We start from the raw sequence: 10,882 nt of genomic DNA, 5'->3' as shown, positions 1-10,882 counted from the left end.
TCCTCCACACCTACAACCACCACCGCTGCCACACCGCACTGGGCGGACACCCGCCGATCAGCCGCGTCAACAACGCTGCGGGTCAATACACCTAGGCCGCCGGGTGCTCCTTCGCGCGTATGAGCACCTTGCCCGAGTCCAGGTCTATCGGGCCCTTTCCCGGGTCGCCGTCATTGACGTCGATCCGGGAGAGTTCGAGGCGCTTCTTCTCCTCGTCCGTGTGCTTTCGTCCCGGACTGAACAGCTCCTCGATCATGTTGAACATCGCGTCCACCGCACCTTTCGTCCCCCCGTCGGGGCCCGCCGGTCACCGCACCGTCAGTGTCAGGATCCTGTCGTCGCCGGCTTCCGGCGACCCGCGCCCGTCCGTCTCGCTCGTGACCAGCAGCAATCTGTCCCCACCGAGGGGCACCACGGTGCGCAGCCGGCCGTACTCGTCCGCCAGGAACGCCTCGGGCTCCGCCACCGGCTCCGCCCCGGCCAGCGGAATCCGCCAGAGCCGCTGCCCGCGCAGCCCGGCCATCCAGACGGAGCCCTGCGCCCAGGCGATCCCGCTCGGCGAGGCCTCGTCGGTCTTCCACACCGCCACCGGATCGCGCATCCCCGGCTTGCCCGCCTTGCCCTCGGCCTCCGGCCAGCCGTAGTTCGCGCCGGGCTCGATCAGATTCAGCTCGTCCCAGGTGTTCTGCCCGAACTCGGCGGCCCACAGCCGTTTGTCCTTGTCCCAGGCGAGGCCCTGCACATTGCGGTGCCCGTACGAGTAGACGACGGAGTCGGCCTCCGGATTGCCGTGCACCGGCTCCCCGTCCGGGGTCATCCGCAGGATCTTGCCGCCCAGCGACTTCTTGTCCTGGGCCAGCCCCGTCTCCCCGGTCTCGCCCGTCCCGGCGTAGAGCATCTTGTCCGGGCCGAAGGCGATCCGTCCGCCGTTGTGGATGAGCCCCTTGGGGATCCCCCTGAACACCGTGTCGGGCGCGCCCAGTTGATCGCCGGCCGGTCTCTTCTCGTCATAGCGCAGCCGGGCGATGCGGTTGTCGGACTCGGTGGTGAAGTAGGCGTACACCATGAGGTCCGAGGCGAAGGAAGGCGACAGGGCCAGGCCCAGCAGCCCGCCCTCGCCGCCCGGGGCCACCCCCGGCACCTTGCCGACGGGGGTCACGGCGCCCGTGCCCACGTCGACCCGGCTGATCGTGCCCTTGTCCCGCGAGGCGACCAGCAGGTTCCCGTCGGGCAGCGGAGCCACCCCCCACGGGGACTCCAGGCCCTGGGCGGCCACGCCCGTCACCGTCACCTGCCCCTTGGCCGGCGGCCCGGAGGCCGAGGCCGAGGAGGAGGCGGAAGGGGCGCCCGAGCCACCCGGCGGCTGGGACCCCGCCGTCGTGCCCGGCGGCGCATCGCTCGGCCGGGCCCCGGCGCCGCTCGGCGGGGAGCAGCCCGCCGCCAGCAGCGCCCCGCATCCCGCCAGGGCGAACGCCGCCAGTACCCCGCTGGCCCGGCCGCGCGGGCCGCCGTACGCCCACACCGGCGCCCCCGCCCGACTCCGCACCCGGCCCTGGCCGGGCCCCGGCCCCTGATCCGGCTCCTGCCCTGTTCCCCGGTCGTGTCCGTATCGCATCGCCGTACTCCCCTCCGGTCCTCCGATCGTGCCCTCACACGATTCAACAGCGCAGACCATGCCCCAAGTTCCGTCACTCGTACACTCGATCGAGTGGTTCAGGCCCCCATCGGCACCGGCAGCTCCGACAGCTCCACCAGGTCCTCGGCGGTCAGCCGCACCTCCGCCGCCCGCGCGTTCTCCGCCGCCCAGCGCGCCTGCCCGGCCCCGGGCACCGGAACCACCTGCGGACCCTGGGCCAGCACCCACGCCAGCGCCGCCTGCGCCGCCGTGACCCCGTCCCCGTGCCGCCGGGCGACCCGCCGCAGCCCCGCCACCAGCACCTGGTTCGCCGCCATCGCGTACGCCGTGAACCGCGGATGCCTCGCCCGTACGTCCTCGGGCTCGAACCCCTCGCCCGGGACCAGCGTCCCGGTCAGGAACCCGCTCCCCAGCGGCATCGCCGCCAGGAACCCCACACCCCGCGCCGCGCACCACGGCAGCAGCCGCCACGCCGCCTGCGGCGACCACACCGACAGCTCCGCCTGCACCGCGCTCACCGGGAACACCTGCTGCGCCCGCTCCAGGTGCCGCACGGTCGTCTCGTAGGCCGGGTCCCCGCGCCGCCCCGCGCCCGGCCCGGTGCCCGCCCCCAGCGCGCAGAAGCCCAGCGCCCGCACCTTCCCCGCGCCCACCAGCTCCGCCATCGCGCCCCAGGACTCCTCGACCGGCACGTCCGGGTCCACCCGGTGCAGCTGGTACAGGTCTATGACGTCGGTGCGCAGCCGCCGCAGCGAGGCGTCGCAGGCCCGCCGCAGGTAACCGGGGCGCCCGTCGGCCACCACGTGCACCCCGTCGGCCCGCAGCCCCGCCTTCGCGGACACGAAGGCGTCGGCCCTGCGCTCGCGCAGCACCCGGCCGAGCAGCAGCTCGTTGGTGTAGGGGCCGTACAGATCGGCGGTGTCGAGCAGGTTCGCCCCCAGGTCGAGGGCCGTGTGCACGGTGAGCAGCGAGTCCTCGCGCCGCCTGCGCGAAGGCGCGTACGCCCCGCTCATCGGCATGCAGCCGAGGCCGACGGCACCCACCGTCAGCGCCCCCGCCCCGATCGACCTGCGCTCCACCGTGCGTCCCCCCTGGTACTCCCGGTCCGCACACAAACTAACGGCTCGATCAGGATCCCCTGACATAGCCTCCTGATCATGACCGCAGAGATTCCCGAGACCCTCGACGTATGGCTCCCCTTCCCCGCCGAGGAGGTCGAGGGCCTGCCCGAGCTCTTCCGCTACCGCCACTGGGACGGCGAGGAGGCCTTCCCGGCCGATCCGGCCGCCTGCGTCTTCTACGTCACCCCGTACATGAAGTCCCCGGCCGTCACCCTGCGCCCGCTGCCCGCGATGCCCCGGCTGAGGATCGTCCAGACCCTGACCGCCGGCGTCGATCACGTCCTGGGCGGCCTCGGAGACCTGGCCCCCGGGGTACGGCTGTGCAACGCCAAGGGCGTCCACGACGCGAGCACCGCCGAGCTCGCGCTCACCCTGATCCTGGCCTCCCTGCGCGGGATCCCGGGCATGGTGCGCGGCCAGGACCGCGAGGAGTGGCGCTTCGGGTTCTACGAGGCCCTCGCGGACAAGTCCGTACTGATCATCGGCTACGGCGCTGTCGGCGCGGCCATCGAGGACCGGCTCGCGCCCTTCGAGTGCGAGCGGATCGTCCGGGTCGCGCGGACGGCGCGCACCACGGCGCGCGGGCCGGTGCACGCCCTCGCCGAGCTGCCCCAACTCCTGCCCGGGGCCGACGTGGTGATCCTTTCCACACCGCTCACCGAGGAGACGAGGGGGCTCGCGGGGCCCGCGTTCCTCGGCCGCATGAAGGACGGCGCGCTGCTCGTGAACGTGGCCCGCGGACCCGTCGTCGACACCAAGTCCCTTCTGGCGGAGGTGGAGTCGGGCCGGCTGCGCGCCGCGCTGGACGTCACCGATCCGGAACCACTGCCTTCAGGCCACCCGCTCTGGCATGCTCCGGGTGTCCTGATCACGCCCCATGTGGGCGGCAGCAGCTCGGCGTTCGAGCCGCGGGCCAAGCGCCTGGTGGCCCGTCAGCTCCGGAAGTTCGCCGCCGGAGAGCCCGTGGAGAACACGGTATTGATCACGGAATAGCCGTGCGGCGCGCACGCTCCGCGTTCGTCCGGATGCGCTCGGTGGGTACAACTCCCTTGTTGGTGACGGAGCGTAGAGAAAGTATGTCCCTGAGTGACGAAAGTGGTGTATCGTCCGGAACAAGGGGCTGCGCCACGAACGTCTGGCGCTGGGGAGTGATCGGACACTTTGGGGGGCGACGGGCGATGCACGGCCAATGGACGAAGGATCCGATGCGGCGAAGCCGCCGGAGGCGACGGTGCCGGGACTGGACCGCGCCGGAACCAGCCAGCGAGGGGGACCGGTGAGCACCCCGGGGGCGGCGCTGCTCACCCGCCGGCCCCCCACCGGTGGCGGCAGCGGCGCCAAGGCGCTGGCGATGCAGCTCCTCCTCGCGGTGGTCAGCAGCGGGTACGCCGTGGGCGCCGCCCTCGGCTGGGGCTCCGAGGAACTCGCCGAGATCATGGGCGACTTCGGGCTCAGCGCCGCCGGCCTGCTCGCAGCCGTCTCCTGTTTCACGTACGCCAGGGCCATTGACAGCCGGGAGCGCCCGGCCTGGCTGCTGTTCGCGTTCTCCTCGCTCATGGGCTGCTGCGGCAACGCGGTCTGGGGCTGGTACGAGGTGGTCCTCGGCGAGGCCGTACCGAAGCCCTCCCTCGCCGACTTCGCCTTCCTCTGCTTCGCGCCGCCCGCCATCGTGGGCCTGCTCGTCCTCGCGAAGCGTCCGGTCACCCGAGCCGGCTGGGTCTGCCTCGGCCTCGACTCCTGGCTCATCGGCGGCTCCCTGCTCACCCTCTCCTGGAGCCTGGCCCTCGCGCACGCCGCGCAGACCGCCCAGTCCGGCGCCCCCGGCAGCGTCCCGCGCGCGGCCCTCTCGCTGGCCTACCCGCTCCTGGACATCGCGCTCGTCTCGATGGTGCTGGTGCTGCACTTCCGCCGCTCCGAGACCAACCGCTCCGCCGTGAACACCGCCATCGCCGCCCTCGCCCTGACCGTGCTGAGCGACGCGCTGTTCACCTCGCCGCTGCTCAGCGCCGAGTACCAGTCCGGTCAGCTCCTCGACGCCGGCTGGTTCGCCGGCTCGCTCCTCCTCGCGTACGCGCCCTGGGGCGCCCGCCGCATGCACCCCGGCCCCGACCCCGTCGCCCACGCCCGCGCCGAGCGGCCGCACAGCCGCCCCATCACCGGCTCCCTGCCCGCCCTCACCCCGTACCTCGCGGCGGCCGTCTGCACCCTCGGCATCCTCTACAACGTGGTGGACGGCCGGAAGGTCGACCGGGTCGTCGTCTTCACGGGCTGCACCGTCGTGCTCGCCCTGGTCATCCGCCAGGGCATCATGCTGCTCGACAACATCGCGCTGACCCAGGAACTGGCCCAGAAGGAGAACCACTTCCGCTCCCTGGTCCAGGGCTCCAGCGACGTCATCATGATCGCCGCGCCCACCGGCACCCTGCGCTACGTCAGCCCCGCCGCCGCCGGGGTCTACGGCCGCGAGGCGGAAGAGCTGGTCGGCACCGAGCTGGCCACCCTGATCCACCCGGAGGACCTGGGCCGCGTGGTCCACGAGGTGCGCCGCTTCCTGGCCGCGCCGCCCGCCGAGGAGCCGACCACCCGCATCGAGTGCCGGTTCAGATCGGGCACCGGCGAGTGGCTCAATGTGGAGTCCACCGTCAACCGCCACCAGGGCGGCCTCATCCTGAACAGCCGCGACGTCACCGAGCGGGTCCGGCTCCAGGCACAGCTCCAGCACAGCGCCGAGCACGACCCCCTCACCGACCTCCCCAACCGGGCCCTGTTCACCCGCCGGGTCCGCCAGGCCCTCACCGGCCGCCGGGCCGGAGACCACAGCACCGCCGTCCTCTTCATCGACCTCGACGGCTTCAAAGCGGTCAACGACACCATCGGCCACCAGGCCGGTGACGAGCTGCTCATCGAAGCCGCCCGCCGGCTCCAGGACTCGGTCCGGGCCGGGGACACCGCGGCCCGCCTCGGCGGCGACGAGTTCGCCGCCCTGATCCTGGGCGACGGCAACCGCGACCGCAGCGCCCGCGAGTACCAGGTCCACGAGATCGCCGACCGGCTGCGCACCACCCTCTCGCAGCCCTACCGGATCGCCGGGAGCGAGGTCCGGGTCGCCGCCAGCATCGGCGTGGCCTTCGCGGACCCCGGCATCACCCCTTCGGACCTGATGCGCAACGCGGATCTCGCGATGTACCGGGCCAAGGCGAGCGGCAAGGACCGGGTCGAGATGTACGCGCCCCAGATGCAGGCCGAGGTCGTCCGCAAGGCCGAGCTGGCGGGGCGGCTGCGCACCGCGCTGCACGACGGGGAGTTCGCCCTGCTGCACCAGCCCGTGGTCTCCCTGGCCTCGGGGGAGATCTCGGCCGTGGTGGCCCAGGCCCGGTGGCGTTCCGCCCAGGGGATCCTGTTCACCCCCGCCGAGTTCCTGCGGGTCGCCGAGTACAGCGGAGGAGGAGCCGGCGGGGGAGGGGTCGGCGAGGGCGGGTCCGCCGCCCGGGCGGCCGTACCGGACGCCTCGCGCACCGCCGAGCTGGGGCGCTGGCTGCTGGAGGAGGCCGTAGGGCAGGCCGCCGAGCGCCACCGGGCCGGGCACGACGTGCCCGTGGCCGTACGGATGACCGCGCAGCGGCTGCTGGACCGGTCGATGCCCCTGGGCTCCGTGGAAGCCCTGCTGACCCGCAACGGGCTGCCGTCGGGCGCGCTCGTCCTGGAGCTCGCCGTCTCCGACCCCAGGGTGCCCTTCGACGACCTGGAGCGCCGCCTGGCGGGGCTGCGCCGGCTCGGAGTCCTGATCGCCCTGGACGGCTTCGGCAGCGGTTACGCGGCCATCAGCGCCCTGCGCAGGCTCCCCGTGGACATGCTCAAGCTCGACCGCGGCCTGGTCGAGGGGGTCGTGGAATCCCCCCGGCTCCACAAGATCACCGCCGGTCTGTTGCGGATCGCAAACGACCTCGGCATGCAGTCGGTGGCGGAGGGCGTGGACCTTCCCGAGCAGGTCATGGCACTGCGCGCGATGGGCTGCAGCCACGGGCAGGGAATGGCCTTCTCCGGCCCTCTGGACGAGTACAGGCTGCGGCGAGCGCTCGTGCGCGGTACGTTCCCAGTACCGGGCGGCGCGGCCCAACCAGCGTTGGCCGGTGGTTCACAAGGGGGCTCCATGGTTATCCACAGAGGCTCACATAATGAGACGCCCGTCCCACCCGCTTGACATCACCCTCCCGCCGGAGGGAGGGTCAATGCCATGCGCACCCGAATTCTCGTACTTGGAAAGCGCGTCGGCTGAAGCTGGGACCAGCATGTCCCCGCTCAACGCACCCGACGCGCTCCCCTCGCTTGCCTCCCGGCACGAGGGGTTTTTTGTTGCACTGGCAACGTCGAATCTCGTTAAACCCTCCTCGTAAAACCCTCAGCTTCGAGAAGAGAATGCCGATGACCGAGCAGGCCACCGGGGCCCACCATCCGCAGCCGCGGCCCCGTTCCGGCGGACACCACGCCGCCGCAGTTGAGCACGTCACGGGTGCGCAGTCCCTCATTCGCTCTCTCGAAGAGGTGGGGTGCGACACCGTCTTCGGCATTCCCGGCGGCTGCATCCTCCCGGCGTACGACCCGATGATGGACAGCAAGAAGGTCCGCCACATCCTGGTCCGCCACGAGCAGGGGGCCGGCCACGCCGCCACCGGCTACGCCCAGGCGACCGGCAAGGTCGGCGTCTGCATGGCCACCTCCGGCCCCGGCGCCACCAACCTGGTCACCCCGATCGCCGACGCGCACATGGACTCCGTGCCGCTCGTCGCGATCACCGGCCAGGTCTCCTCCAAGGCGATCGGCACCGATGCCTTCCAGGAGGCGGACATCGTCGGCATCACCATGCCGATCACCAAGCACAACTTCCTGGTCACCAAGGCCGAGGACATCGCGAGGACCATCGCCGAGGCCTTCCACATCGCCTCGACCGGCCGCCCCGGTCCGGTCCTGGTCGACATCGCCAAGGACGCCCTGCAGGCGAAGACCACCTTCTCGTGGCCGCCGAGCCAGGACCTCCCCGGCTACCGGCCGGTGACCAAGCCTCACGCGAAGCAGATCCGCGAGGCCGCCAAGATGATCGCCGCCGCCAAGCGGCCGGTCCTCTACGTCGGCGGCGGCGTCATGAAGGCCGGCGCGACCGCGGAGCTGAAGGTCCTCGCCGAGCTCACCGGCGTCCCGGTCGTCACCACCCTGATGGCCCTGGGCTCCATCCCGGACACCCACCCGCAGAACGTCGGCATGCCCGGCATGCACGGTGCCGTCACCGCGGTGACCGCGCTCCAGAAGTCGGACCTGCTGATCGCGCTCGGCACCCGCTTCGACGACCGCGTCACCGGCAAGCTGGACAGCTTCGCCCCCTTCGCCAAGGTCATCCACGCGGACATCGACCCGGCCGAGATCGGCAAGAACCGCGCCGTGGACGTCCCGATCGTCGGTGACGCCCGCGAGGTCATCGCCGACCTGATCCAGGCCGTCCAGGCCGAGGCCAACGACGGCAACGCCGGCGACTACACCGCCTGGTGGAAGGACCTCAACCGCTGGCGCGACACCTACCCGCTGGGCTACGACCTGCCCGAGGACGGCACGCTCTCCCCCCAGCAGGTCATCGAGCGGATCGGCCAGCTGGCGCCGAAGGGCACCATCTACACGGCCGGTGTCGGCCAGCACCAGATGTGGGCCTCGCACTTCGTGAACTACGAGGAGCCCCGCACCTGGCTGAACTCCGGCGGCGCGGGAACCATGGGCTACGCGGTCCCCGCCGCGATGGGTGCCAAGGTCGGCATGCCGGAGCGCACCGTCTGGGCGATCGACGGCGACGGCTGTTTCCAGATGACCAATCAGGAACTGGCCACCTGCGCCCTGAACAACATCCCGATCAAGGTCGCGATCATCAACAACGGTGCGCTGGGCATGGTCCGCCAGTGGCAGACCCTGTTCTACAACCAGCGGTACTCGAACACCGTCCTGCACGCGGGCGAGACGGGCACCGACACGGCCGTGGGCTCCCAGCTCGGCGAGTCGGCCGCCCCCCGCATGGGCACCCGCGTCCCGGACTTCGTCAAACTGTCCGAGGCCATGGGCTGCGTGGCACTGCGCTGCGAGGACCCGGCCGACCTGGACAAGGTCATCGCCGAGGCCAACGCGATCAACGACCGCCCGGTCGTCATCGACTTCATCGTCCACGAGGACGCCATGGTGTGGCCGATGGTCGCCGCCGGGACCTCGAACGACGAGGTCATGGCCGCACGGGGCGTCCGCCCCGACTTCGGCGACAACGAAGACGACTGAGCCGAGAGAGCCTGAGAGAGAGAACGACTCACATGTCCAAGCACACGCTCTCCGTCCTGGTCGAGAACACGCCCGGCATCCTCGCCCGGATCGCCGCGCTGTTCTCCCGACGCGGGTTCAACATCGACTCCCTCGCGGTCGGTGTCACCGAGCACCCCGACATCTCGCGCATCACCATCGTCGTGAACGTCGAGGACCTCCCGCTGGAGCAGGTGACCAAGCAGCTCAACAAGCTGGTCAACGTGCTCAAGATCGTCGAGCTGGAGCACGTTAACGCCATCGAGCGCGAACTCGTTCTGGTGAAGGTCCGCGCCGACAACGAAACGCGCTCGCAGATCGTCGAGATCGTCCAGCTGTTCCGCGCCAAGACCGTCGACGTCTCCCCGGAGGCCGTCACCATCGAGGCCACCGGCGGCACCGACAAGCTGGGCGCGATGCTCAAGATGCTGGAGCCCTTCGGCATCAAGGAGCTCGTCCAGTCCGGGACGATCGCCATAGGGCGCGGCGGCCGGTCCATCACGGACCGCAGCCTGCGCGCGCTCGACCGCAGCGCCTGAGCCCGGCCGGGCCGGTGACTCCGGCCCGGCCGCGCCCCGCCCGTCCGTTTCTCGCTCGCTCGTATGGCGAGACCGAGAACCACGTATTCCGTTCCCCGCCGTACGGTGGGAGCAACACCAGCGCACCAAGGAGATATCCCAGTGGCCGAGCTGTTCTACGAGAACGACGCCGACCTGTCCATCATCCAGGGCCGCAAGGTCGCGGTCATCGGTTACGGCAGCCAGGGCCACGCCCACGCGCTGTCGCTCCGTGACTCCGGCGTCGACGTCGTCGTCGGCCTGCACGAGGGCTCGAAGTCCAAGGCCAAGGCCGAGGAGCAGGGCCTGAAGGTCCTGCCCGTCGCCGAAGCCGCGGCCTGGGCGAACGTCATCATGATCCTTACCCCGGACCCGCTCCAGGCCGAGATCTACGCCGCGTCGATCGAGTCGCACCTGGAAGAGGGCGACGCGCTCTTCTTCGGCCACGGCTTCAACGTCCGGTACGGCTTCATCAAGCCGCCCACCAACGTGGACGTGGCGCTGGTCGCGCCGAAGGGCCCGGGTCACCTGGTCCGCCGTCAGTACGAGGAAGGCCGCGGCGTGCCCTGCATCGCCGCCGTCGAGCAGGACTTCACCGGCTCCGCCTTCCAGCTCGCGCTGTCGTACGCGGCGGGCATCGGCGGCACGCGCGCCGGTGTCATCAAGACCACCTTCACCGAGGAGACCGAGACCGACCTGTTCGGTGAGCAGGCCGTTCTCTGTGGTGGCGCCTCCGCTCTGGTGAAGGCCGGCTTCGAGACGCTGACCGAGGCCGGCTACCAGCCGGAGATCGCGTACTTCGAGTGCCTGCACGAGCTGAAGCTCATCGTCGACCTCATGTACGAGGGTGGTCTGGAGAAGATGCGCTGGTCGGTCTCCGAGACCGCCGAGTGGGGCGACTACATCACCGGTCCCCGCATCATCACGGACGCCACCAAGGCCGAGATGAAGAAGGTCCTCGCGGAGATCCAGAGCGGCGAGTTCGCCAACACCTGGATGGCCGAGTACAAGGCCGGTCTGCCGAAGTACAACGAGTACAAGAGCGCCGACGAGGCGCACCTGCTCGAGACCACCGGCAAGAAGCTCCGCAAGCTGATGAGCTGGGTCGACAACGACGAGAGCTGATCCGCTTCGCCGCGGGGGGGGGGGGGGGGGGGCTTGCCCCCCCGCCCCCCCGCCCAGAACCCCCCCCCCCCAACCCCCACAAAACCCTTGTGGGGGCGCTTTTCCCCCCCCCCCCACCC

8 protein-coding genes are annotated in these 10,882 nt (G+C 71.2%); 5 read left to right on the top strand and 3 right to left on the bottom strand.

The genetic code is table 11. The annotated features are described in order from the left end of the window. Positions 1 to 91: 91 nt before the first annotated feature. The 3 genes from ACFWBW_RS33550 to ACFWBW_RS33540 all read right to left on the bottom strand — a co-directional run bounded on the left by ACFWBW_RS33550 (position 92) and on the right by ACFWBW_RS33540 (position 2,715). Positions 92 to 265, bottom strand: a complete 174-nt coding sequence (locus tag ACFWBW_RS33550) for a DUF6191 domain-containing protein (RefSeq protein WP_385380777.1) — start codon at positions 263 to 265, stop codon at positions 92 to 94. Between the two features lie 42 nt (positions 266 to 307). Further along, the gene (locus ACFWBW_RS33545; RefSeq protein WP_385380774.1) at positions 308 to 1,615 is read right to left on the bottom strand and encodes a PQQ-dependent sugar dehydrogenase; all 1,308 of its coding nucleotides are present in this window, start codon (positions 1,613 to 1,615) and stop codon (positions 308 to 310) included. A 98-nt stretch (positions 1,616 to 1,713) separates the two neighbouring features. Continuing rightward, on the bottom strand, positions 1,714 to 2,715 hold the full coding sequence (locus tag ACFWBW_RS33540) for an aldo/keto reductase (protein ID WP_385380771.1): 1,002 nt from the start codon (positions 2,713 to 2,715) through the stop codon (positions 1,714 to 1,716). Between the two features lie 78 nt (positions 2,716 to 2,793). Here ACFWBW_RS33540 and ACFWBW_RS33535 point away from each other — a divergent pair, with 78 nt between their 5' ends. From ACFWBW_RS33535 to ilvC, 5 genes are all read left to right on the top strand, one after another. Beyond that, on the top strand, positions 2,794 to 3,750 hold the full coding sequence (locus ACFWBW_RS33535; RefSeq protein ID WP_385380769.1) for a 2-hydroxyacid dehydrogenase: 957 nt from the start codon (positions 2,794 to 2,796) through the stop codon (positions 3,748 to 3,750). Between the two features lie 283 nt (positions 3,751 to 4,033). After that, on the top strand, positions 4,034 to 6,958 hold the full coding sequence (locus ACFWBW_RS33530; RefSeq protein WP_385380766.1) for a putative bifunctional diguanylate cyclase/phosphodiesterase: 2,925 nt from the start codon (positions 4,034 to 4,036) through the stop codon (positions 6,956 to 6,958). Positions 6,959 to 7,173: 215 nt separating this feature from the next. Next, positions 7,174 to 9,063 (top strand): acetolactate synthase large subunit, encoded by a 1,890-nt coding sequence (locus ACFWBW_RS33525; protein WP_385380763.1) that lies wholly within the window; start codon positions 7,174 to 7,176, stop codon positions 9,061 to 9,063. A 32-nt stretch (positions 9,064 to 9,095) separates the two neighbouring features. After that, positions 9,096 to 9,620 (top strand): acetolactate synthase small subunit, encoded by a 525-nt coding sequence (ilvN, locus tag ACFWBW_RS33520; protein ID WP_266904165.1) that lies wholly within the window; start codon positions 9,096 to 9,098, stop codon positions 9,618 to 9,620. Between the two features lie 141 nt (positions 9,621 to 9,761). Continuing rightward, complete coding sequence (gene ilvC / locus ACFWBW_RS33515; RefSeq protein WP_243337812.1) at positions 9,762 to 10,763, top strand: ketol-acid reductoisomerase; 1,002 nt, start codon at positions 9,762 to 9,764, stop codon at positions 10,761 to 10,763. Positions 10,764 to 10,882 lie beyond the last annotated feature (119 nt).

Origin of the sequence: Streptomyces sp. NPDC059957 (assembly GCF_042730015.1) — a bacterium.
Taxonomy (GTDB): Bacteria; Actinomycetota; Actinomycetes; order Streptomycetales; family Streptomycetaceae; genus Streptomyces.
The sequence above is the reverse complement of the archived record's forward strand: the minus strand, read 5'-3'. Positions and strand labels throughout refer to the sequence as shown.

What these genes read in the sequence shown, in the direction of transcription:
- ACFWBW_RS33545 (WP_385380774.1), bottom strand. Translation starts at nt 1,615, where the DNA reads ATGCGATACGGACACGACCGGGGAACAGGGCAGGAGCCGGATCAGGGG.
- ACFWBW_RS33550 (WP_385380777.1), bottom strand. Translation starts at nt 265, where the DNA reads ATGTTCAACATGATCGAGGAGCTGTTCAGTCCGGGACGAAAGCACACG.
- ilvN (WP_266904165.1), top strand. Translation starts at nt 9,096, where the DNA reads ATGTCCAAGCACACGCTCTCCGTCCTGGTCGAGAACACGCCCGGCATC.
- ACFWBW_RS33535 (WP_385380769.1), top strand. Translation starts at nt 2,794, where the DNA reads ATGACCGCAGAGATTCCCGAGACCCTCGACGTATGGCTCCCCTTCCCC.
- ACFWBW_RS33525 (WP_385380763.1), top strand. Translation starts at nt 7,174, where the DNA reads ATGCCGATGACCGAGCAGGCCACCGGGGCCCACCATCCGCAGCCGCGG.